The following is a 21081-nucleotide window of genomic DNA, read 5'->3' as shown; positions in this document are numbered from 1 at the left end:
TCTCTCTCGACATCAAACCCTTTCGACCTTGAATATCTTCCCTAGCCAATCCAAGATTCAGCACGCGTTTGTCCACCCAGGCAAGCTGCCTGCGGCTTTTTGCCTGGTCGTTCTGCTGTTTGTCGGCCTAAGCCACTCGGCGCAGGCACAGTACCAACTGCACGGCACCGTAATCGACAAAGACACGCAGCAGCCGTTGCCCTTCGCCAGCATCGGCGTGAAAAACACCGGCAACGGCACAGCCAGCAACGAAAACGGCGAGTTTGTACTGAATCTCAAATCGTTGCCCCAAACGCTGATCGTGTCGGAGCTAGCGCACGTCCGCGACACGGTGCGCATCACCAGCGTCGACAAGCCCATCCAGATCGCGCTGGGCACGGCGACCATTGCCTTGCCAGAAGTGAAAGTCGGCAGCTACGCGTTTCAGCTAGTCGATCGGGCCTACCGGCAAATGCAGAAGAATTACGATAAGAAGTTCTACGGCAAGGCTTTTTACCGCCAAGTGACGCGCATCAACGACGAGCCGACCGAGTTGCAGGAAGTAGTCTGGAACGTGAAGTCGAACAACGCCCGCATCGAGGGCACCGACATCGCGCAGGGCCGTTACGCGGCTAAGCCTTCGCTGATGAACTTCAGCAACTTCTCGCTCTACACCAAGTCCTACGGCCTGTATGACGCGCAAGCCGACAGCACCAAATCGTTGGCGCTGCTGAGCCCCAACTTGGTCAAGAATTACTATTTGGAGCTGGTCGGCATCCTGGAGCAAGGCGAGGGCGGCATTGCCGAAATCAAGTTTGAAACGCGCCCCGAACTGACCAAGTACCACGCCGAAGGCACCATCTGGCTCGACGTGGATACTTACAAAGTAGTGCGTTTCAAGATCGCAACGCCCAACTTTACAGCCAACGCCAGCAACCCAGCGTACAAGTTCAAGAACACCAAACTGGAGTTCGACATGGCCTTTCAGAACTCCGAAGAGCCCGCCTCGCCACTCGATTACATCAAGACCAACCTCACTTTCGACATCCTACAGCCCGGCAAGCCGGTAGCGAAAATGAACGTCTCGTCATTCACGTTTTTCTACGAAACCAGCGAAACGCCCGCCGACGTAAGTTACGCCAAGGTAAGCACCCGCGACCGCGACCTCGAAGCCATCAAAAGCACCAAGTACGACCCCGAATTCTGGGCCAATAACTCCGTGGTGAAGCGCACGCCGCTCGAAGACGAAGTAATCGAGTCGTTTGAGCAAAAAGGAGCTTTCGGTACGATGGTGCCGCCCAAAGCCAAGTCTTCTAAGTAACTGATTGATAATGGATTATAGGTAGGCGCACACAGAAAATCAAAGCGCAATAATCTGCGCCCCGGCCCGACGGCACAAGCACTCGGGTCGGGGCACCCGTACTCAGTAGCGCCCGTTCATTTGAAAGATTATTTCAGATGAACGGGCGCTTTTCTTGTTAGAATATTTATGTAAATATCTGATAATCAAATTATTATGGATTGGTTGACCACAGGCCCGCTTCCTTGATAAACACGCGGCGGTTGAGTTTAAGCTGCGCAATGATCAATTCGGCTAAGTCTTCGGTTTGCATCACCTTTTCGGGGTTGCCATCGGTCAGTTTTAGCTCCACGGCCAGCTCTGTCGCAACGGTGCTGGGCGTGAGGGCGCTAACGCGGATGTTGTGTTTGCGCACTTCCTGCATCAGCGATTCGGTGAGGCCCAGCACGGCAAACTTCGAGGCGCTGTAGGCGCTGGTAGCCGCCGCGCCGCGCTGTCCGGCCGTCGAGGAAATGTTGATGATATCGCCGCTCTGCCGCTCAATCATGCCCGGCAACACGGCGCGTGTAGCATAATAGGTGCCCATCAGATTTACCCGGATGATGTTTTCCCACTGGCTGGGCTCCAACTCCAAAAACTTGCCAAACGCCGCCGTCCCGGCGTTGTTGATAAGAATATCGATGGTGCCCAGCTCGGCGCGCACTTGCTCCACGGCCCTGTTAACCGATTCAATATCAGTAATATCGGCGACGGCTACTGCGGCTTTCACGCCCAGCGCTGTTACCTCCGTTGCTACCTCCTGCAACTGGCTTTCGGTGCGGGCCAGCAACCCTACATTTACGCCTTCCTGAGCCAGTGCAAGGGCTACTGCGCGCCCGATTCCTTTGCCGGCACCCGTCACGAGTGCGTTTTTGCCTTTGAGTGATTCCATGTAAAAATGCTCTTTCGAATGTACGAGATGCTATAACCGGAACAGCCGGGCAAGGTTGCAGCTTGCGCTCCTGCGGCGCGTCGGCGGGCCGTTTCGAGCGGGCAGCGTTACCTTTGTCCGGAAGCCTTGGTGTTGTACTGCCGGCGGGCCGGGCTGTGTCTTTGATTCTGTCTTATGACTTACTCTCTTCTGCTGTTTGATTACGACGGCACCCTCTGCGATTCGCGCCAAGCCATTCAACACAGCATCCAGCAGTTTTTTCTAGAATCGGCGCTGCCTGTGCCGCCACCGGCTGAGATTCAGCGCATTCTGGAAATGGGGTTTCCCACTTTCTCGACGCTGAAAGCCTTGCAGCCCAACACGCCGCCCGAAACGGTGGCCGGCTGGGTGCCCACCTACCGCGCCATCTACGCCGAGCAGGGCGAGCCGCTTGTGCGGCCGTTTCCAGGCGCGCGCGAGGTGCTGGCCCAAGCTACGGCGCAAGGCGCTGCGGTGGTGGTTCTGAGCAACAAAGGCGCCGCTATTCTCGAAAGTTCGCTCGACCGGCTGGGGTTGTTGCCGTACGTTTCCTTGCTCATCGGCGACGGCAGCTTTCCCGATAAACAGTTGCAAATGAAGCCCAACCCCATGATTTTCCACGAGGTTGTGCAGCCGCGGTATCCGCAGGTTCGGGCTCAGGAAATCCTGATGATCGGCGACACTTCCGCCGACCTGGAGTTTGCGCGCAACAGCGGCATTGATTCGTGCTGGGCTCGGTTTGGCTTTGGGAACGCGGAAGAATGCCTCGCCTTGGACCCAACCCACCAAATTGACGAGTTAAGCGGTGTCCTGACGCTGGTATAGGGGCTGGTGATGTGGGGCCACCTATTTTAGCGCCAAAAAAGCAGCGAATGAACAACGCGCCTACTGAGTGGAGCGAGCTGGAAGTGGCCGAAGTACAAGGCAAATCCCGGCTCATTAGCTGCAAAAACGTCCAGCCCCTCAAGATCCTCAACCCGCGCTCGCCTGCGGCCGGGTGCCACGCGGTGCTGTCGAGCTACGGCGGCGGCATGGTAGCCGGCGACAAAATCTGGCTGCGCCTGACGGGCCACGCCAACTCCCGCCTGTTTCTGGGTTCGCAGGCTAACACCAAGATATTCAAGTCGTTGCAAGGAGCCACTGCCGAGCACGTTATCGAAGGAAAGTTAGGCGCAGGCGCTTTGGCCGTCGTGTTTCCCGACCCCGTAGTGATGCAGGAGCACAGCCAGTACCGCCAAGTTCAGCAGTGGGACCTGCAACCCGATTCGCTGCTGCTGGTGATCGACTGGTTTCATTCCGGCCGCATGGACATCGGCGAGAAGTTCGTATTCACCGCATTCCACTCCGAGCTAAAAGTCGCTGTCAACCAGCGGGTTGTATTGCTGGATCGGTTTGCTTTTGCGCCACAGCACCATATTGCCACGTCGCCCGCCAACTTCGACCAGTACCAGACCATGTTTTCGGCCTATTTGGTTGGCAACCCCACCGACGCCCGTTTTCAGTACCTCGCTGATGCGCTGCTACAGCTAAAAATGAGCGACCGCACCGACCTGCATTTCGCCATAACCAATCCGGAATGCATGATTTCGGTGACCAAAGTGAAACAAGAGGCCTACATCTTGCGCGCAATGGCCCACACCCGAATGGCCCTGCAACCCCTCTGCGATCATCTGTTGCAAGCGTTGAGCGGTGAAGAGTTTTTTGGCTATAATCCCTTGAAACGCAAGTATTAAAGGGTGATCAAGAAAACCGACGCCTGTCATCCTGAGCTTGCGAAGGACCTTATCACGCCTGAGTAGTAGATGTTAGCAACCCTAATAAGGTCCTTCGCAAGCTCAGGATGACAGGCAGGAATTAGATTGGAACCGCTTACCGCCGATCCTCGCGGACCGATTGCAACGCTCGCTCCTTGGCTTTTTCGATGTGATCAATAATCACATCCAGGTTGTAGCCATCCAGCGCGCGGGCAAACACAAACGGACCTTCGCCGCGCATTTTTTTGGAGTCGCGCTCCATTACGCCCAAGTCGGCGCGGACGAGTGCGGCAATGTCTATCTTGTTGATAACCAGTAAGTCAGACTGCGTGATGCCGGGCCCGCCTTTGCGTGGGATTTTGTCGCCGCCCGATACATCAATGACATAAATGGAGTAATCGACTAGCTCGCGGCTGAAATGCGCCGCCAAGTTGTCGCCGCCGCTTTCCACAAACAGGAAATCGATGTTGTAGTCGAAGCGCGTCATGAGCCCTTCCAACGCGTTCATATTCAAGGAGATATCTTCGCGGATTGCTGCGTGCGGGCAGCCGCCCGTTTCGACGCCTACAATGCGGTCTTCGCTCAGGGCACTGTTGCGGATCAGAAATTCGGCGTCCTCGCGGGTGAAAATATCGTTGGTGACCACGCCCAGCTCGTACTGGTTGCGCAGACGCTCGCACAGGGCCTTGAGCAGCGCCGTTTTGCCCGTACCCACCGGCCCGCCGATGCCCACCGTGAAGGCCCGCTTGCGGAAGTTGCGGTAGGAGGGCAGCTTGCGGGTTTCGCGCTCATTGTAGTCGCCTGGTGATTCGTACGCTTCGTGGGTGTGGCCGTGGAGCAACAAAGCCAACTTCTCTACAAATGCCATAATGCGTTAATTCTGAAATAGTTTGGAGTAAACGTCTTCGTGAAAAACCTGGGCCGCGTCCAGCAAAAACGCCGAGCGCGAAGCCTGAAAATACTCCGTCTCGGCGTGGCTGGCCATGAGATTTTCGAAGATGGAATAGAAATCGTGCTGCAACTTATGGCCTTCCATCGGCCCCATAAACCCCAACCGAATGGCCGCGCTGATCTGGTCGCGCAGGGCCATGTGCAGGTACATGGTCTGCACGTCGGGCAATGAAAAGCCCATGCGCTTCAGGCACAGCGCAAAGCCAAGCACGAAGTGCAGCGGAATTTGCTCCTGCACAAACCATTGGTTTACAACGTCTAAGCCTGCCTCCGGATAAAATGATTCGAGCAGCTTGAGCCAATTTTTGCCCTGGGCCACGCTGGCCCGGTGCAGCGTAGGCACCAGCATCATGGCATCGTATTCGGTGGCTATGGTGGCCAATTCTGTATTCAGATCTGGGAGCGCGAGCTTATAGCAGGAATTTATAAAAGGAAATTCCATGCTAACTGCTTGTTGCAGAAATGAATACAAATAATTGCGCAACCCAAACGGCGTCTTCACCAAACCAAACGTGATGCTGCTTTCCAAGCCATACGAATAAGCAAACGACCCCGTAGGGATCGCCGAATCGACAAGGTGCAGCAGCCGAGCGAGTTGAGTCATGGTAGGAAGCTAGAGCTAAGAAATTCCCATGCTTGTTGATGGGAGGGAAGGCCAAAGGTTGGGGTGGTTAGCTAAAGTTAGAAGCTTGGACTAGAAACCTGTCTGTCATGCAGAGCGCAGCGAAGCATCTCTCCCGCTTCGTTGAGATATGTAACCAGTAGAGATGCTGCGCTGCGCTCTGCATGACCGCCTTTCAGAATAACTAGACAACGGCCTTTACCACCCCCAGCCCCTCCTTAAAAAAGGAGGGGAGCTTAGCTCTAGCTCTAATTTCTAAAACAAGTTGTACAGCTGCGCCAGCGGCAGCTTGGTCGCAGGCTCGCAGGTCAGGTGTACGCCGTCGACGGTGACTTTGTAAGTTTCCGGATCTACTTGAATGTTAGGTAGATAGTCGTTCAATGCCATGTCCTTCTTCGAGATGTTACGGCAATTCTTGACGGCTACAATCCGCTTCTGCAAGCCGTAATGCTGTTGCACATGCGCAACCGATGCCTGCGACACAAACGCCATCGACGTTTTGCCAATGGCCGCACCGAAAGAACCAAACATCGGCCTAGAGATAGAGGGCTGCGGCGTCGGGATAGAGGCGTTGGCGTCGCCCATCTGCGATTGCACGATGATGCCGCCTTTGATGATCATTTCGGGTCGAGAACCGAAAAACGCTGGTTTCCAGAGCACTAAATCAGCCAACTTGCCAAGCTCCACCGAACCGATTTCCTCTGAAAAGCCGTGCGCACGGGCCGGATTGATGGTGTATTTGGCGACGTAGCGCTTGGCTCTGAAGTTATCTGTTTGGGTATCAGAGTCTTCTGGAAGCAGGCCGCGTTGCTGTTTCATCTTGTGCGCGGTTTGCCAGGTACGCGTCAGGACTTCGCCCACGCGGCCCATCGCTTGCGAGTCGGAGGAGATGATGCTGAGCGCGCCCAAATCGTGCAGAATGTCCTCAGCAGCAATGGTTTCGCCCCGGATGCGGCTTTCGGCAAAGGCCACGTCTTCAGGAATGTTGCGATCAAGATGGTGGCAAACCATGAGCATGTCGAGGTGCTCGTCGATGGTGTTCACCGTGAAGGGCCGCGTCGGGTTCGTAGACGACGGAATGACGTTCGGTTCCCCGCAGATTTTGATGATGTCGGGGGCGTGACCGCCGCCGGCGCCTTCGGTGTGGTAGGCGTGTATCGTTCTGCTTTTGAACGCGTTGGTGGAAGTTTCGACGAAGCCGCTTTCATTCAGCGTATCGGTATGAATGCACACCTGCACGTCGTATTGGTCGGCGATGGTGAGGCAGTTGTCGATGGCAGCGGGCGTAGTGCCCCAGTCTTCGTGCAGCTTAAACCCTAGAGCGCCAGCCTCGACCTGCTCGATCAGGCCTTCGGGCTTGGAGGAGTTGCCTTTGCCCAGAAAACCGAAATTCAGCGGATACGCTTCGGTCGCCTTCAGCATCATTTCGATGTAGAAAGCACCGGGCGTGCAGGTCGTGGCGGTGGTGCCCGCCGCCGGGCCGGTGCCGCCGCCTACCATCGTGGTCACGCCCGACGCCAAGGCTTCGTTAATCTGCTGAGGGCTAATAAAATGGATGTGGCAATCGATGCCGCCCGCCGTCAAGATCTGGCCTTCACCAGCAATTACTTCCGTGGTCACGCCGACTACCATACCGGGCGTAACGCCGGGCATAATGTGCGGGTTGCCGGCCTTGCCAATCCCAACGATCCGACCGCCTTTAATGCCGATATCGGCCTTGTAAATGCCGGTGTAGTCGATTACTAATGCGTTGGTAATGAGCAAGTCCAGCGCGTCGGCCTGCCCGATGCCGGCGGCTTGGCCCATGCCGTCGCGCAGCACTTTGCCACCGCCAAACTTGCACTCCTCGCCGTAGACGCAGTAGTCCTTTTCGACTTCTACGACTAGGTCGGTATCGCCTAGGCGCACTTTGTCGCCTACTGTGGGGCCGTACATATCGGCGTACGCGCGCCGGTCGATGGGTAGGGACATAGAATATGTTTAATGTGTTGATTCCTGAATCAGTGCTAGAACTCACGCATTACTTCAGCGACAAGTGCCGCTGAATCACTGCTTAACCGTCGGAAGTGACCTTGTAAACCTACATGGGATATTTTCCCCTCTTCATTGATTGAAAGCCTTTTCTCAAAGCCAGGTTTCTGACCAAAGCGGAGGTTGCTCACTATCTCAGTTGATAGATTAAAATCAAATCTTAAACCTGTTCCAGTCCCTAGAGCAACATTTTCAATACAACTCCTAGGAATACGATGTCCTAGCTCAGGGTTCTGCTTTAGTAGCTTAGGGGCCGAAGTGTCCCATAATTCGTTGTTGAACCTGGATATGTTTTGTCCTTTTAGGTACTCTTCAGCGTCAAGAATGCTCGCCACCCGCATTCGGCCAATTATAAATAGTTGGCCATTTTTTATCGACACAGGATGGATGATGTCGCCGACCGTAACTCGGCCTAATGGTGGAACGGACGTATGAGAGCCACCATAAATTGCTTGTAATGGTCCCTGATCATGGGCTTGTGTCAAGCGCTTACACCAATCTGTAGGCCAAAGGATGAAATAGGAATTCATTAGCAGAGCTTAGATTTTGTTCATTGCCGCCTGCTTATTTTCCTCATCCAGCTTCCCATCAATCAACCCATTCCCGCCGTACACAATGCGCTCACCAGCCAGTGCCACCAGCGTCACACGTTTGCGCTCGCCGGGCTCGAAGCGGACGGCCGTGCCGGCCGGGATGTTGAGCCGGAACCCAAAGGCTTTTTCGCGGTCGAATTGCAGGGCGGCGTTGGTTTCGAAGAACGGGTAATGCGAGCCGACCTGCACCGGGCGGTCGCCGAGGTTGGTAACTTCCAGCTCCACCGTAGCGCGGCCTTCGTTTAATATAATGTCTTCATTATGAAGTAGATACTCGCCGGGGTTGGCGCTGAGCAAGTTGTCGGGCGAGGGCGTTTGCGACGCGTTAAGTATGAGTCCGGAACCGTACAAAGCCAGTTCGGGTATGCCATGCTGACGGCAGATGGGTTGGTGCACGGTCACGAGCTTGGTGCCGTCGGGGAAGGTGCCCTCCACCTGCACTTCGGCCACTAACTCGGCCACGCCTTCCATCACATCATCGAGGCCCAGGATCTTTTTGCCTTTGTCCATGAGCGTGGCCACGCGCTCGCCGTCGCGGATAAACTCGAGCAGTTGGGTCGCGATGAGCGCCACGGCTTCGGGGTAGTTGAGGCGCAGGCCGCGGGCGTACCGCTTCTGCGCCACCACGCCCGCGTTGTGCAGCACCAGCTTATCGATGTCTTTGGGAGAAAGATGCATGCGCTAACGCGTTAGAAATGAAGGTTTTCGTAAATCATGCGGCCGCCGTACACGATGCAGATCCCGGAGGATACCACGACGGCACTCAGCCGCAGCGAGCGGTTTATTTTCATGCGCTTCGTGAATGGGATGCTGAACAAGCCGGCCACCGTGAGCATGCCCAGCATCGAGCCGAGCCCAAAAATGAGAATGTAGACTACGCCCCAAACGGGGTCGCTGATGCCGCTCATCACGAACAGCACCAACGCGCCGCTGCCCGCCAAGCCGTGGATCAGCCCAACGGTGTAGGCAAAGCTGTGCTGGTAACGCGGGCTGCGGCTCGTGGTGAAGGTGTCTTTGCCAACCAAGCGGCTGATGCCCATGACTACGAGCATGGCACCTACCGCAGCCTCGAAGTAGCTGGAATTTAGGAAAGTAGCCCGGCTGAAAATAATCACGGAGCCCAGCACGACCAGCGTGGTCGTGTGGCCCAGTCCCCAATACAAGCCGTCTTTGATGGCTAGCAAGGTGCTGTCGCGCTTGGAGATGATGGTGCCGACGGCTAGCAGATGGTCGGCCTCAAACGCGTGGCCCATGCCGGCCACCGAGGCGAATAAGATAGGTAAGAGTGTTTTCATCGGTACGGTGCGGCCCTGCTGCAATGTCGGTAGCTAAATATAGAAGTTATTTATTGTGGTGGAATTAGCCGGTAAGTTGTTCAGATTTGGTTGCTGCCTAGCTTTAGTAAGTATATTTTTAAATGCTTGATAATCAAATACTTATGATTATTAGAATACGAAAACGATTGATATTTTAGCTCATTGATTTAAGCTGAGCTTTAATTGTTGGGGGTAGAGCGGAGCCGAAGCTGTCAGCAAGATCCAAACTCGTGCGGTATGCGGCGAGGCGGGCACGGTACTTGCCATCCGGGCTGCGTACGCTTCAGCTTGACTACAGTACGCGGCTGGCGATTTCCTTTTTTCTTTTCTCCGAAGTTTATGGATCAAGATTTACAACTCAGCTTGGCCAACAATGCAAAGCAGTGGCTGGCGCTGTCATTGTCCATTTCATCGGCGGAAAAAATATCCTTTGACACGATTCACGACCAGTTTTTTGTCACGTACGGGGCCCACTTCATGGCGCATGTGTACCGTACCACGTTCGAACGAGTATTGCAGAACACACCGGATGCCGAGCGTAGCAAGCTGTTGGTGGCGTTTCGGCACGCTCTGGATCAGGCCCTCGACGATCATTATTCCGCTGCCGTAGGCTAAGCAGCAGGAGCAAGCGCTCAAGCTCGCTTTGTGCCTTGCAGTAGCCTACAGGAATGCACACAAGCCCCGGTGCCTTTTCACTGGGGCTTTTTGCGTTGAATAACTTAGACCAAAGCCTGTTTTAGCCGAGGCGCTTTCAAGAGGGGGAGAAGATTTTACGGCTGTTCTATGGGTGCTTTGCCGGCATTGCACCCGGATCTGCTTAGCTTTAAAGCTCCACTTCAACCTCATCTTAAATGAAACAACTAGCACTTGCCGGGATGCTGGCATGTACGCTGATGGGCTGCAACCAGCAGACCAAAACCGAGAGCAACGGCGCTGCTACCAGCGCCACCAGCGAAAGCAACAAAGACCTGACATCGCTTTTCGACAGCTACTGGGAGAAAAACAACAAGCTGTTTCCGCTGGCCGCCACCACGCAAGGCGACAACCGCTACAACGACCAGCTCCCCAACGACCAGACCAAAGCCTTCCGCGATACACTGCAGTCATTCTACACGAATTACCAGACGCGGTTGAAGTCTTTTGATCGTAACGCGCTGTCTGATAACGACAAAATCAGCTACGACATCTTTCAGTATGAGATGAACATGCGGCTGGCCGGCCTGAAGCTGAATACCTGGATGATGCCCTTTCAGCAGTTTTGGGGCCTACCCATCACGATGGGGCAATACGGCTCGGGTGAGGGTATTCAGCCGTTTAAAAATGCGAAGGATTACGACAACTGGTTGGGCCGCGTGAAGGGCTTTACGGTGTGGAGCGACTCGGCCATCGCCAATTTCCGTAAGGGCATGGCGGCCGGTGTAGTGTTGCCGCGCGCGCTGGTGGTAAAAATGATTCCGCAGATGGAAGCGCTAGTCGTGTCGGACCCGACGAAGAGTTTATTTTACGGGCCTGTCAATAAGTTTCCGGAGGGCGTTTCGGCTGACGATCAGAAACGGATCACGGCAGCGTACAAAGACGCGATTGCCAATCAGTTGGTACCGACATATAAGAAGCTGGGGGCATTTTTGAAAAACGAGTATTTGCCCAAAACGCGCTCTACCACAGGTATTTCGGCAATCCCCGGCGGTAAGGAAGACTACACGTATTACGTGAAGTACTGGACTACCACCGACAAGACCCCGGAAGAAATCTACCAGACGGGCTTGAGTGAAGTGAAGCGTATTCGCACGGAAATGGAGCGCGTTAAAACCGAGACGGGTTTCAAAGGTGACTTGCCGGCGTTCTTCGAATACATGAAGTCGAACCCGAAGTTTATGCCTTACAAAACGCCCCAGGACGTACTTGCGGCCTTCGAAGCCATTCACAAGCGCATGGAGCCAAACTTGAAAAAGATGTTTGGCCGCACGCCCAAAACGCCGTTTGAAGTGCGCCAAACGGAGGCTTTCCGGGCAGCTTCGGCTTCGGCTGAGTACAACCAAGGTTCGCCGGATGGCTCGCGTCCGGGCATTTTCTATGTGCCCATTCTGGATGCCACGAAGTACAACACCACGTCGGGCATGGAATCGCTGTTTTTGCACGAAGCCATTCCGGGACACCACTACCAGTTTTCGCTGCAACAGGAAAACGAAGGACTGCCGAAATTCCGGCGCTTTGCTGAGTACGGTGCCATGATCGAAGGGTGGGCTCTCTACACCGAGTCGTTGGGTAAGGAACTCGGTCTCTACACCGATCCGTATCAGTATATGGGCGCGCTGGGCGACGAAATTCACCGCGCCATTCGGTTGGTAGTGGACGTGGGTATGCACACCAAAAACATGACCCGCGAGCAAGCCATCAAGTACATGATGGATAACGAAGCCATCAACGAGCAAGGCGCCACTGCCGAAATTGAGCGCTACATGGCCATTCCGGGGCAGGCGCTGTCGTACAAAGTGGGCGCCCTCAAGATTCGGGAGCTTCGCAGCCGTTACGAGAAGGAGCTAGGCAACAAATTCAAGCTCAGCGACTTCCACGACGAGCTGCTCAAAGACGGCGTCATGCCGCTGGCCGTGCTCGAACAAAAAATGGATGCCTGGGCCGCCAAACAGAAATAGTTGATAAAAAATTGTTAATCAGATATTTATCATAAAGCGATAAAACAAAAAAGCCCGGCGCAACTGCGCCGGGCTTTTTTAATGATGCAAGAATTATCAGGTGGTGCTACCGCCAGTAGTGCCACTCGTTGTGCTACCCGTGGTAGTGCCCGAAGTAGTGGTACCGGTAGTCGTACCGCTAGTCGTCGTGCCCGTGGTCGTGCCGGTCGTAGTACCAGTGGTGGTACCTGTGGTAGTCGTGCCAGTAGTTGTACCAGTTGTGGTAGTACCGGTAGTCGTGCCACTAGTAGTAGTTCCGGTTGTGGTACCAGCGGTGGTTGTGCCGGTGGTAGTACCAGCTGTTGTTGTACCAGTAGTGGTACCGGTAGTGGTACCCGTCGTGGTACCTGTTGTGGTTCCGGTAGTCGTGCCGCTAGTGGTTGTGCCGGTTGTGCCGGTTGTAGTAGTACCAGCGGTTGTGGTGCCAGTCGTAGTGGTGCCGGTAGTGGTACCTGTGGTAGTCGTGCCGGTTGTCGTACCCGTCGTAGTGCCCGTTGTGGTACCGGTAGTGGTCGTACCAGTAGTCGTACCGGTTGTGGTCGTGCCCGTGGTGCCGCTGGTAGTGGTGCCCGCGGTCGTGCCGGAAGTAGTAGTACCTGTAGTTGTTGTACCTGCGGTCGTGCTGGTTGTCGTACCCGTGGTGGTGCCTGCTGTCGTGCCGCTGGTAGTGGTGGTTGGGCCAGTGCCATTGTCATCGTCGTGGCAGCCAGTAAAGGCAAGGGTAGCGCATAACAAGGATCCAGCGATGATAGGAATCCATTTTTTTTTCATGATTAACGGGTTAAGGTGAAAGATCTTAAGGTGTTTATCTCCCGTATTGTACGGCTTTGAGCAGCCCTCTTACCGCCCTGAACGCACTGAAAAAACACTGGATTTTTGTTGCGGCCTGCGGGTTATACTTAAAAATGCCTCCGAAAAATCCTGATTCAGCCTACGATTTTAGGAATAGAACAAGGCTGGGCTAACTACAAACGAGCTGTTTGATAAGCAGGGCGCAGAAATAAATCGTCCGGACGTTCGTCTGCCCCGTTTAAGCTAAGCGCACCCAATTTGGGCGCGGAAAACGCGGTCATGCCCTGAAAAGCAGCCGGTTTCCCTTCATTGTTCTACGAAAACAAGCTTTATGTCACAGCAATTTTGGCAAACCCTAGCCTTGGGTTCGTTGGCCGGTATGCGGAGCATGAGTGCGCCCGCCGCGCTCAGCCACGGCCTTCAGAAAAATCGTTCGGCGGCGTTGGGTAGCTCGCTGCTTCGCTTCATGCAAACGCCTACTGCCGCAACCACTTTGAAAGTAGCGGCCGGCGCCGAAATGATCGGCGACAAACTTCCCGGCATGCCCGACCGCACCGCCCCGGCGATTCTGGGCGGCCGCATTTTGTCGGGCGCTCTGGTTGGGGCAACGGCTTATAAGGCCAAGGGTGCGAACGCGGCGGTAGGAGCCGCGTTGGGGGGCGTAATGGCGGTAGCGGCCACCTTCGGGGCGCTGTTCCTGCGCAAAAGTCTGGACAAAGCCACCGGCTTTCCGGATGTGGTGTGGGGCCTCGCCGAAGATGGCTTGGTGCTGACCAGTGCCCAAGCCATTGCCAAAGACGTGCGTGGTAAAAAGAAAAAGGGAACGAAAGCTAAGAAGATAAAATCTTGATTAATAAATAGTTATAAAATAGTCGGGCCTTAACTAGCGTCCGGCTTTTTTGTATTCAAGCCAATTTTATCCGGCCATCCTATGAAACTCACCACTCCCGAACAGGCTTTCGTGCTGGGCCGCCTGCTGATGGGCGCCAATATGCTGACCCACGGCCTCGTCCGACTGCCCAAAGTGGAAGGGGTGCGCGCCGGCATGGTAAAGATGTTTGAGCCCACGTGGCTGCCGGCCGCGCTGGTTGGTGTTTTTGCGTCGGCACTGCCGTACATCGAGTTCGGAATCGGCCTGCTCCTGATCCTGGGGTTGTTTACACGGTATGCCCTCACGGCCGGCATGCTCCTGATGATGGTGCTTGTCTTCGGAACTTCCTTACGCGAAGACTGGAACACAGTGGGCGTACAGATGGTGTATGGGCTCTTTTTCTTCCTGCTTATTCTGTATTCCAATCACAATCCCTACAGCCTCGATTTTTGGCGCCGGGGACAAATAAAAAGCTGAAAGACGTTGAAAACCAATATGCTAAAGCAAAAAAAAGGCCCGCAACGGAATAGTTGCGTGCCTTTTTTGTAAATCGTTGTATATAAGCCTATTGGGCGCCGGGCTTCACGTTTTGGTTACGGGCCTTCGAATCATTGACGGGCGTGGTTGCCTGCGTGCTGTTCTCGGAAGGCGCTTTCGTGGCATTCTGGTTTTGGCCCTGCACCGTTTTGTTGACAGCAGCTGGCGCGCCCGATGCCGACTGTGGCGTGGTGGCGCTGCTGCCGCCGGGGGCAGAGTTGAGGGCCGCGTCGGTTGAGGTGTTTATGTCAGCTGCGGAGCCTTTGCCGGCCGGCATTTGCACGTTTTGCTCGCCGTTTACACTGTCCTGCTCAGTTTCAATCCGGCGGGCAGGCGGAGCCGTGGAAAAATCGTTCACGTTTTGGCGGTCGGTACCGGGAGAGTTAGCCCGGTCGCAGGCGGCCAGCGACGCCGTAGCACCCAGCAGCAAAGTCAGCGAATAGCGCTGTGTCAGTTTCATAAAAGAGGTGTTTGGAGTAGAAGGAGAAGGTACACGGACGGTATACGCAAGCGGCGTCTACAAGGCCAAATGGAACAGTAGCAGTACTTCGAGCAGCGGGCACCAGATAAACCATGGTGCCCTTTTGGCGCGCTGCCCACGCATGCCAGGTAAGCGCCGCCTATAAATCGTGGATGTCGTACTTCTTGTGCTTTTTGAGGCGTTCGCCATACACGCTGTAGGCCTCGGGTTGCTTCTTTTTACGCAGCAACAAATACCCCAGGCCGCCGGCCAGCGCCGCACCTGCTACCCACCAAGGCAAGCTGGCCGATGTTTCGGGTGGCACCGATACGACGCCGTTTTCGTTGGTCACGGCGGGCTCGCGCACGTAGCGGCCATGCGCCGGGACGGCTTTTTCCTGAAAGTGACTGGCTAGGTCTTGCAGCTGCCGCCGCAGCTCGTCGCCGTGCATCGGGATGCCGTGGCCCGTGGCGGCTACTTGCGGTTGTAGCTCGGCCAGGATCTCCACGGAGCGCCGCGCCTGTTCCCAGTCGGGCGTGAAATAGGCGGGCGGTCCGTGCACCTCTTGGCGCTGCGTCCACACCGCCGTCACCGATTCCTGCTTGACCGTCACGAAGGCATCACCGGCCAGCAGCGTGCGGTCGGAATCGCGGAAAAACGATACGTGCCCGGCCGTATGGCCCGGCGTATGAATCCAGCGCCAGCCGGGCAGGAAGGGCACCGAATGGTCGGCGGGCAGGGGCTGCACGCGGCTGCCCAAATCAATAGGCTTTTTAGGATACAGCACCGACATCGCGGCCATGCCTCCGCCGCCTACCGTGGGGTCGGGTGGCGGATACGACGATTTGCCGGTCAGATAAGGCAGCTCCAGCGGATGCGCGTACACGGGCACGTCCCATTCTTCGGCCAACTTGAGGGCTCCGATGTGGTCGAAGTGCCCGTGAGTCAGAATAATTGCTTCGGGGCGGGCATTAGGCCCAAAAAGGGCTTCTGCGGTGTGGCGCACTTTGCCCGCCGATCCTGGCAAGCCCGCATCGATCAGCACCCACGAGCCCGTCGGGGCTTCGGTGGTGCGCACAAAATAGAGGTTGACGAAGACATTGCGTAGGCCCCAAACTCCGGGCACTACAGCCTGTAGGGCAGGAGTAGTAGCCCGATTAGCGTGATTTGGCATGCTAGATAGCGTTTTGATGGTCGGTTTGTAGACCTCAAACGCAGTTTTCCCGCCAAAGGCTGCTACTGCCCAGCTGCCACTTTGGCCGGCGGTGCAATAGGCGTAGGTACTTCGCACGAGCACAGATTCTCGTGTGTAGGCACTACCGGTTTGTAATCGGGCTGGGTTACCTCTTTCATGTAGATCACATCTAAGTGATTTACAGGTGGATGCGATTTGTCTTCGTTCCAGATGCGCAACAGGTAATTGCAGTAGTAGGGCCGCATATACATGTTGTCGATGAAGAGGTAATTCTCGCTGTATTTGCGCCAGCGGTCGTTCTTAAACAGCCGCATTACCGAACGCGGCTTCTGCTCGGTTGTGGGCCGGCCTTTGCGGTTGAGGTCGATGTGCTGGCCGGTGGGGGTGGTGCCGTCCAGAATGTACCAGCCGTCGTCTTTGAACACGGCCGGCGCAAACATGCCCCAGTGCTGGTCGGTGCGGAACAAATAGCCGAACCATCGCATCCTGTCCGACATCAGCCACTTCTCGTTGGCAATGCTGTCGAGGTTCCACCAGCAGACATACACCAGCAGCACGCTCACAAAGGTGTCGCGTACGTAGCGCAGCAGCTCGCGGCTTTCGTTGGTGTGGTGCACGGTGGCTTCAAAGCGAATCTGTACGGGCAGGCGCCAAGCCGGCAAGTGAGGTCGCAGGCGGGCCAGTCGCGGGCCCAGTCGTTTGGCTCGCGGCAACAGCTTGTCTTCGAGCCAGTTAATCGCCAAGGGCGGCAACAAGCCCAGAATCGAAGCCCAGTTGATCAGGAAAAATAACCCCACAAACAGCGTAAGACTGATGCCGAGGTGGAAGAAGAAAATGACCGTCACGAACAGCAGCCGCCACCACGTCACGCGGAAGGGGATGAACAACGCAAACGGAATCAGCATTTCGGTGTAGTACACGCCCAACGTCATGTACTTCAGTAGCATAGGATAAGGATAAATCAGTTTCCCGCCGGGCATCAACACCTGATCGAGGCTGAGGGCGTAGTAGATGGCAGTGCCGTCTTTGCTCCATTCGGGCGCGCTTTTCAGCAGCGCCGTGCACCAATACACCAGCGCGATCTGCACGATATATGCTACCGTGGCCGGGCTGAAGTAGTTGTAGGTTTCGGGTAAGGGCTTGTCTTTGCTATCGACGGAATACACACGGCCCCACGGCAGAAAGATGCCCCAAAACAGCAGCATTCGCAGCAAATCGTCGCCGCCTTGCCCGATCAGTACGTTGCGATTCTGCACCGACACGAGCATGATCCAAGCCAGGATGGTGGACAGGCGCGTTTTGTAACCCACCAGCAAGGCCACCGCAAACGCTCCCGACAGCAGAAATAATACCGCCTGCACCTGCCACAACCCGCTGATGGTGTGCAGCGAAAACATGTAGGGGTTCCAGACGTGCTCGTACAGCACCTGCAGCGGCAGCACCCCCATGTTGGAGTAATGCGCCTCCAGATCGGTACTGCGGATAACCAGATCAATCAGAATAACGGTTGCAATGCCCGCTCGCAGCATGGCCAGCGCGCGCAGATCAACAACAAAAGGACGACGGATAAAAGCCAGTGCTCGAGGCAGCATAAATGGCTATGGCAGAAGTGGTTATATATGAAAATGGCGGAAAGTACAACTGCTCGCATCCGGAGCAATTGGCCTTTCCGCCTTTCTTACGAGCATTTGCGAAAAATGCTCAACCTAGAATCGGTTGTATTAGCGAGTCGTAGTGCCCGACGTGGTGCCACTGGTCGTGCCCGAAGTCGTGCTGCTAGTGGTCGAGCCCGTGGTGGTGCTAGAAGTGGTCGAACCGGAAGTAGTACCGCTGGTCGTGCTCATCGAGCCCGAAGTAGAAGCGCCCGAAGTAGAAGCGCCGCTTGTGGTACTCATCGAGCCCGAAGTTGAACCTGAGGTTGACCCTGAAGTCGAGCCGCTGGTTGTGCCCATATCAGAGCTGGAAGTGGTGCTTCCGCTGCCTGCTGCCGGCGACGTGCTCGAACAAGAAGACATGGACAAAGTGGTCGACAGAAGCAAAGCAACTAGTGCTGCACCCGACATTGCAAAAGCGTTCTTTTTCATAACATTTTGGAAAGTGGTGGTTGGAAAGGAAAATAAGTCGCGAAGCAACTGACGAGATGGAAGTGGCTTGTCTCTACGCAGAACGTTGAGAAAATGCTGCAAAATGCCGCCTGAAAAAATACGTAATTTTCACTCAGGCAAGTAGTTAGCATTCACTCCAGACGCCGATTTCATGAGAAAACCAGTACGTGTTTATACTGTTTTTTAGCCTGAATCTTCGCTGATCAAAAAGGCGATTACTTCGCTGGTAATCGCCCTTCTGAGTGTGCTTAACGTGTTTGCTTACAGAGGGTTATAAGCCGCCTGTGGTCGTGCCAGCCGTAGAGCCGCCACCTGTGGTTGTGCCAGCAGTTGTGCTGCCGGTTGTCGTGCCGGCTGTTGTAGTGCCCGCCGTCGAGCTACCAGCAGTCGAGCCGGCCGTAGCACCACCAGTAGTTGACCCAGCGGTCGAGCCGGAGGTCGAACTCATGGCATCGGTTGCGCCCGTCGTCGAGCCGCTTGTGCTGCTCATGCTGGAGTCGCTGCTCATAGAGCCGCTCGAATCAGCCGACATGGTAGAAGAGCTGGACTCGGTAGAAGTCTCGCTCGTGCTAGTTTTGTCGCCCCCACAAGAGGTCATTGCGAAGGAGGCGCCTGCAAGTGCGGCGGCCATCAGGGTTACCTGGAATTTTTTCATAACTAAGAAAGAATTGGAAAGAACAGAGAAATTGGTGTTTGGCCATGTATACGGCAGATAATCAAGAAGTAACCCAACACATTGGGGCGAAGAAATACGCATTTTCTGCGATTTATTCGTATTCAGTACTTACGGAACGGCACCGTCTGCTCAGGTTTATCTGCCGTCCTGCAGCCCCTGCACCATGGGTTGCGAGCAGAATACTACAGAATAGCGTTGTTATGTAAAATATTGTATATCAACAGTTTATGCAAAGAAGGGTTGTCCTGATCAAACTCCTTGCCTCAGCGCGCGTACCGCCGATGCGTGTAGACCTTTTGTCGTTACACTTGTTGTATCAAAAAGGCGGTTTGATTTCTATGGCCCAGTCGTCCGGCACTATTCTCTTCGATGGCGTTTGCAACCTCTGCAATGGCTTCGTGCAATTCGTCATTGAGCACGATGCACAGGGGCGGTTTCGCTTTGCCTCGCTGCAATCGGAAGCGGCTCGCGTGCTGCTGAGCGCGCACGGCACTACGGTAGCTGCCACGCCCGAAACCATCGTGCTGGTCGAAGACGGGACCGTGTACACGCACTCCGGCGCTGTGCTGCGCATCTTGCGTCAGATGAGCGGGTTATGGCCTTTGCTGTACGTGGGCATCGTATTGCCTGCTGCCTTCCGCGACGCGATGTACCGCTTCGTGGCGCGCCATCGCTACCAATGGTTTGGCCGTCAAGAAGCCTGTATGCTGCCTACTCCTGAGCTTACCCAGCGCTTCCTGAAATAAAGCTGTGCTGGCGCAGATTTCATGTTCTACTCCCAATCTTCTTATCGCTGCTCAGCAGCCTTTTCTCCTTACACATGAAGGCACTTGTCCTCGATGGCATCAACCAACCGCTGCAACTCCGCGACGTTCCGACTCCCACGCCCGCACCCGGTGAGGTGCTGGTGCAGCTTCGCGCCGCCGCGCTCAACCACCGCGACGTCTGGATTCAGAAGGGGCAATATGCGGGCTTAAAGTTTCCCTGCATTCTTGGGTCCGACGGCGCGGGCATTGTGGCTGAGCTAGGCGAAGGGGTGGATGAAGCGCTACGTGGGCAGGCCGTCATCATCAATGCTGGCCACGATTGGGGCGACAACCCGCGCGCGCAAGGCAAAAGCTTCAAGATTTTGGGCTTGCCCGAACAGGGCACGTTTGCTGAGTACGTGAGCGTGGCTGCACACTACGTGCACCCGAAGCCCGAGCATCTGAGTTTCGAGCAAGCCGCTACCTTGCCTCTGGGGGGCGCGACGGCTTACCGGGCCGCCTTCACGCGCGCTGGCATAGTGGCTGGCGAGCGGGTACTGATAACGGGCGTGGGTGGTGGCGTGGCTTTGCTGGCGCTGCAATTGGCGCTGGCCCGTGGGGCCGAAGTATGGGTGACTTCTAGCTCGGCCGAAAAAATAGCGAGTGCCCAAGCACTCGGCGCAAAAGGAGGCGCTAACTACAAAGATGAAAACTGGGCCGCCACGCTAAGCAAGCAAGCGGGTGGGCCTTTTGACGTAATTATTGATAGCGCGGCTGGTCCTGGCTTCGGGGCGTTGCTTGACGCAGCTGCGCCGGGCGGACGCATTGTGTTTTACGGCGCTACGCAAGGCGACATCCCGCAGGTTGCGGCCCGCAAAATCTTCTGGAAACAGCTTTCCGTGTTGGGCTCAACGATGGGTACCGAGCAAGATTTTGCTGATTTTGTGCGCCTGGTGCAGGAGAGCAAACTGGTACCCGTTGTGGACGAGGTTTTTGCTTTGGCCGACGGTGAAGCGGCCATGCGCCGCATGGACAACGGCCAACAATTCGGCAAGCTTGTGCTGCGGATAACCGAGTAGAAACGCTTATCGTATCGCCGAAATATTTTATTTATTCTGGCAAAAATCGGAATGAAGCCGCGGTAGTTTCTGTTCTATATCCAGCTTGGTTATTGACAGTTGAAACTCCGTTGCTGAAATGAAAAATCCTGCTGAATACCTTGAGGGCCACGTTTTTGAAGCTCGTCGTCCGCGCCGTGAGCTGCAACCTGTGGTAGCCTATGCCGATGCCGTGCAGGCTATTGAGACTGCGCTCGCCGACGCAGAAAAATACAAATACCTGCTTATGCGCGCCTTGCGCCGCCACGCCGACGAGTTGCTGACGCACCCGATTGTTCCGGCCGAGGAGGCTGTCGTACGCCCGATGTATAACGAGATGGCTGCTTAGGAAAAGGCTGCGCATCCACTACTAAAAAGAGAGGGCTCACGTATGTGAGCCCTCTCTTTTTATGT

At 55.4% G+C, this 21081-nt stretch carries 23 protein-coding genes; 11 read left to right on the top strand and 12 right to left on the bottom strand.

The annotated features are described in order from the left end of the window. The first annotated feature begins 28 nt into the window (after window positions 1–28). Window positions 29–1300: a carboxypeptidase-like regulatory domain-containing protein gene (locus H9I52_RS11715; RefSeq protein WP_187454045.1), complete on the top strand. Its 1272-nt coding sequence runs from the start codon at window positions 29–31 to the stop codon at window positions 1298–1300. A 193-nt stretch (window positions 1301–1493) separates the two neighbouring features. Here the strand turns inward: H9I52_RS11715 and H9I52_RS11710 are convergent, their stop codons facing one another. Next, window positions 1494–2210, bottom strand: coding sequence for a 3-ketoacyl-ACP reductase (locus H9I52_RS11710; RefSeq protein ID WP_187454044.1), 717 nt, complete (start codon window positions 2208–2210; stop codon window positions 1494–1496). A 174-nt stretch (window positions 2211–2384) separates the two neighbouring features. On the opposite strand from H9I52_RS11710, the gene H9I52_RS11705 reads away from it, so the two are divergent. Then, the gene (locus H9I52_RS11705) at window positions 2385–3053 is read left to right on the top strand and encodes an HAD family hydrolase (RefSeq protein ID WP_187454043.1); all 669 of its coding nucleotides are present in this window, start codon (window positions 2385–2387) and stop codon (window positions 3051–3053) included. Between the two features lie 47 nt (window positions 3054–3100). Continuing rightward, window positions 3101–3961, top strand: coding sequence for an urease accessory protein UreD (locus H9I52_RS11700; RefSeq protein WP_187454042.1), 861 nt, complete (start codon window positions 3101–3103; stop codon window positions 3959–3961). Between the two features lie 136 nt (window positions 3962–4097). On the opposite strand, the gene ureG is transcribed toward H9I52_RS11700, so the two are convergent. The 6 genes from ureG to H9I52_RS11670 form a co-directional block, all read right to left on the bottom strand. Beyond that, the gene (gene ureG, locus H9I52_RS11695; RefSeq protein WP_187454041.1) at window positions 4098–4850 is read right to left on the bottom strand and encodes an urease accessory protein UreG; all 753 of its coding nucleotides are present in this window, start codon (window positions 4848–4850) and stop codon (window positions 4098–4100) included. Window positions 4851–4856: 6 nt separating this feature from the next. Beyond that, window positions 4857–5537 (bottom strand): urease accessory protein UreF, encoded by a 681-nt coding sequence (locus H9I52_RS11690; protein ID WP_139516391.1) that lies wholly within the window; start codon window positions 5535–5537, stop codon window positions 4857–4859. Between the two features lie 273 nt (window positions 5538–5810). Further along, window positions 5811–7526, bottom strand: a complete 1716-nt coding sequence (ureC, locus tag H9I52_RS11685) for an urease subunit alpha (protein ID WP_187454040.1) — start codon at window positions 7524–7526, stop codon at window positions 5811–5813. A 35-nt stretch (window positions 7527–7561) separates the two neighbouring features. After that, window positions 7562–8116 (bottom strand): hypothetical protein, encoded by a 555-nt coding sequence (locus H9I52_RS11680; protein ID WP_187454039.1) that lies wholly within the window; start codon window positions 8114–8116, stop codon window positions 7562–7564. A gap of 9 nt (window positions 8117–8125) precedes the next feature. Further along, entirely contained in the window at window positions 8126–8857 is a 732-nt protein-coding gene (gene ureB, locus H9I52_RS11675; protein WP_187454038.1) for an urease subunit beta, read from the bottom strand. A gap of 11 nt (window positions 8858–8868) precedes the next feature. Next, window positions 8869–9474, bottom strand: a complete 606-nt coding sequence (locus H9I52_RS11670) for an urease accessory protein (RefSeq protein ID WP_187454037.1) — start codon at window positions 9472–9474, stop codon at window positions 8869–8871. Window positions 9475–9834: 360 nt separating this feature from the next. Between H9I52_RS11670 and H9I52_RS11665 the strand changes: the two genes are divergently transcribed. Both H9I52_RS11665 and H9I52_RS11660 read left to right on the top strand, forming a co-directional pair. Next, window positions 9835–10110 (top strand): hypothetical protein, encoded by a 276-nt coding sequence (locus tag H9I52_RS11665; protein WP_187454036.1) that lies wholly within the window; start codon window positions 9835–9837, stop codon window positions 10108–10110. A 236-nt stretch (window positions 10111–10346) separates the two neighbouring features. Continuing rightward, window positions 10347–12149 (top strand): DUF885 domain-containing protein, encoded by a 1803-nt coding sequence (locus tag H9I52_RS11660; RefSeq protein WP_187454035.1) that lies wholly within the window; start codon window positions 10347–10349, stop codon window positions 12147–12149. Window positions 12150–12245: 96 nt separating this feature from the next. Here H9I52_RS11660 and H9I52_RS11655 read toward each other — a convergent pair whose 3' ends face one another. Then, on the bottom strand, window positions 12246–12959 hold the full coding sequence (locus H9I52_RS11655) for a hypothetical protein (RefSeq protein ID WP_187454034.1): 714 nt from the start codon (window positions 12957–12959) through the stop codon (window positions 12246–12248). Between the two features lie 352 nt (window positions 12960–13311). Here H9I52_RS11655 and H9I52_RS11650 point away from each other — a divergent pair, with 352 nt between their 5' ends. Next, on the top strand, window positions 13312–13830 hold the full coding sequence (locus tag H9I52_RS11650) for a DUF4126 family protein (protein ID WP_187454033.1): 519 nt from the start codon (window positions 13312–13314) through the stop codon (window positions 13828–13830). A gap of 81 nt (window positions 13831–13911) precedes the next feature. Beyond that, window positions 13912–14328 carry a DoxX family membrane protein gene (locus H9I52_RS11645; protein WP_187454032.1) on the top strand — a complete coding sequence of 139 codons (417 nt, stop codon included), beginning with the start codon at window positions 13912–13914 and terminating at the stop codon, window positions 14326–14328. Between the two features lie 88 nt (window positions 14329–14416). Here H9I52_RS11645 and H9I52_RS11640 read toward each other — a convergent pair whose 3' ends face one another. From H9I52_RS11640 to H9I52_RS11630, 3 genes are all read right to left on the bottom strand, one after another. After that, window positions 14417–14848, bottom strand: a complete 432-nt coding sequence (locus tag H9I52_RS11640) for a hypothetical protein (protein WP_187454031.1) — start codon at window positions 14846–14848, stop codon at window positions 14417–14419. Window positions 14849–15008: 160 nt separating this feature from the next. Further along, a complete protein-coding gene (locus tag H9I52_RS11635) occupies window positions 15009–16022 on the bottom strand; it encodes an MBL fold metallo-hydrolase (RefSeq protein WP_187454030.1) in 1014 nt (337 codons plus the stop codon). Window positions 16023–16084: 62 nt separating this feature from the next. Continuing rightward, window positions 16085–17635, bottom strand: coding sequence for an HTTM domain-containing protein (locus H9I52_RS11630; protein WP_187454029.1), 1551 nt, complete (start codon window positions 17633–17635; stop codon window positions 16085–16087). 142 nt (window positions 17636–17777) lie between these two features. Between H9I52_RS11630 and H9I52_RS11625 the strand changes: the two genes are divergently transcribed. Next, window positions 17778–18179 carry a hypothetical protein gene (locus H9I52_RS11625; RefSeq protein ID WP_187454028.1) on the top strand — a complete coding sequence of 134 codons (402 nt, stop codon included), beginning with the start codon at window positions 17778–17780 and terminating at the stop codon, window positions 18177–18179. A gap of 240 nt (window positions 18180–18419) precedes the next feature. Here H9I52_RS11625 and H9I52_RS11620 read toward each other — a convergent pair whose 3' ends face one another. After that, window positions 18420–18803 carry a hypothetical protein gene (locus H9I52_RS11620; protein ID WP_165699409.1) on the bottom strand — a complete coding sequence of 128 codons (384 nt, stop codon included), beginning with the start codon at window positions 18801–18803 and terminating at the stop codon, window positions 18420–18422. A 359-nt stretch (window positions 18804–19162) separates the two neighbouring features. Here H9I52_RS11620 and H9I52_RS11615 point away from each other — a divergent pair, with 359 nt between their 5' ends. From H9I52_RS11615 to H9I52_RS11605, 3 genes are all read left to right on the top strand, one after another. Further along, entirely contained in the window at window positions 19163–19570 is a 408-nt protein-coding gene (locus H9I52_RS11615; protein ID WP_187454027.1) for a thiol-disulfide oxidoreductase DCC family protein, read from the top strand. Between the two features lie 74 nt (window positions 19571–19644). Further along, window positions 19645–20649, top strand: a complete 1005-nt coding sequence (locus tag H9I52_RS11610; RefSeq protein WP_187454026.1) for a zinc-binding dehydrogenase — start codon at window positions 19645–19647, stop codon at window positions 20647–20649. Window positions 20650–20767: 118 nt separating this feature from the next. Further along, window positions 20768–21016 carry a hypothetical protein gene (locus H9I52_RS11605; protein ID WP_139516407.1) on the top strand — a complete coding sequence of 83 codons (249 nt, stop codon included), beginning with the start codon at window positions 20768–20770 and terminating at the stop codon, window positions 21014–21016. The last annotated feature ends 65 nt before the right edge of the window (window positions 21017–21081 follow it).

Origin of the sequence: Hymenobacter sp. BT491 (assembly GCF_014349165.1) — a bacterium.
GTDB lineage: Bacteria > Bacteroidota > Bacteroidia > Cytophagales > Hymenobacteraceae > Hymenobacter > Hymenobacter jejuensis.
The sequence above is the reverse complement of the archived record's forward strand: the minus strand, read 5'-3'. Positions and strand labels throughout refer to the sequence as shown.

Coding starts and splice junctions, on each gene's coding strand:
- H9I52_RS11710 (WP_187454044.1), bottom strand. CDS start 2,210: ATGGAATCACTCAAAGGCAAAAACGCACTCGTGACGGGTGCCGGCAAA.
- H9I52_RS11705 (WP_187454043.1), top strand. CDS start 2,385: ATGACTTACTCTCTTCTGCTGTTTGATTACGACGGCACCCTCTGCGAT.
- H9I52_RS11700 (WP_187454042.1), top strand. CDS start 3,101: ATGAACAACGCGCCTACTGAGTGGAGCGAGCTGGAAGTGGCCGAAGTA.
- ureG (WP_187454041.1), bottom strand. CDS start 4,850: ATGGCATTTGTAGAGAAGTTGGCTTTGTTGCTCCACGGCCACACCCAC.
- H9I52_RS11690 (WP_139516391.1), bottom strand. CDS start 5,537: ATGACTCAACTCGCTCGGCTGCTGCACCTTGTCGATTCGGCGATCCCT.
- ureC (WP_187454040.1), bottom strand. CDS start 7,526: ATGTCCCTACCCATCGACCGGCGCGCGTACGCCGATATGTACGGCCCC.
- H9I52_RS11680 (WP_187454039.1), bottom strand. CDS start 8,116: ATGAATTCCTATTTCATCCTTTGGCCTACAGATTGGTGTAAGCGCTTG.
- ureB (WP_187454038.1), bottom strand. CDS start 8,857: ATGCATCTTTCTCCCAAAGACATCGATAAGCTGGTGCTGCACAACGCG.
- H9I52_RS11670 (WP_187454037.1), bottom strand. CDS start 9,474: ATGAAAACACTCTTACCTATCTTATTCGCCTCGGTGGCCGGCATGGGC.
- H9I52_RS11665 (WP_187454036.1), top strand. CDS start 9,835: ATGGATCAAGATTTACAACTCAGCTTGGCCAACAATGCAAAGCAGTGG.
- H9I52_RS11660 (WP_187454035.1), top strand. CDS start 10,347: ATGAAACAACTAGCACTTGCCGGGATGCTGGCATGTACGCTGATGGGC.
- H9I52_RS11655 (WP_187454034.1), bottom strand. CDS start 12,959: ATGAAAAAAAAATGGATTCCTATCATCGCTGGATCCTTGTTATGCGCT.
- H9I52_RS11650 (WP_187454033.1), top strand. CDS start 13,312: ATGTCACAGCAATTTTGGCAAACCCTAGCCTTGGGTTCGTTGGCCGGT.
- H9I52_RS11645 (WP_187454032.1), top strand. CDS start 13,912: ATGAAACTCACCACTCCCGAACAGGCTTTCGTGCTGGGCCGCCTGCTG.
- H9I52_RS11640 (WP_187454031.1), bottom strand. CDS start 14,848: ATGAAACTGACACAGCGCTATTCGCTGACTTTGCTGCTGGGTGCTACG.
- H9I52_RS11635 (WP_187454030.1), bottom strand. CDS start 16,022: ATGCCAAATCACGCTAATCGGGCTACTACTCCTGCCCTACAGGCTGTA.
- H9I52_RS11630 (WP_187454029.1), bottom strand. CDS start 17,635: ATGCTGCCTCGAGCACTGGCTTTTATCCGTCGTCCTTTTGTTGTTGAT.
- H9I52_RS11620 (WP_165699409.1), bottom strand. CDS start 18,803: ATGAAAAAATTCCAGGTAACCCTGATGGCCGCCGCACTTGCAGGCGCC.
- H9I52_RS11615 (WP_187454027.1), top strand. CDS start 19,163: ATGGCCCAGTCGTCCGGCACTATTCTCTTCGATGGCGTTTGCAACCTC.
- H9I52_RS11610 (WP_187454026.1), top strand. CDS start 19,645: ATGAAGGCACTTGTCCTCGATGGCATCAACCAACCGCTGCAACTCCGC.
- H9I52_RS11605 (WP_139516407.1), top strand. CDS start 20,768: ATGAAAAATCCTGCTGAATACCTTGAGGGCCACGTTTTTGAAGCTCGT.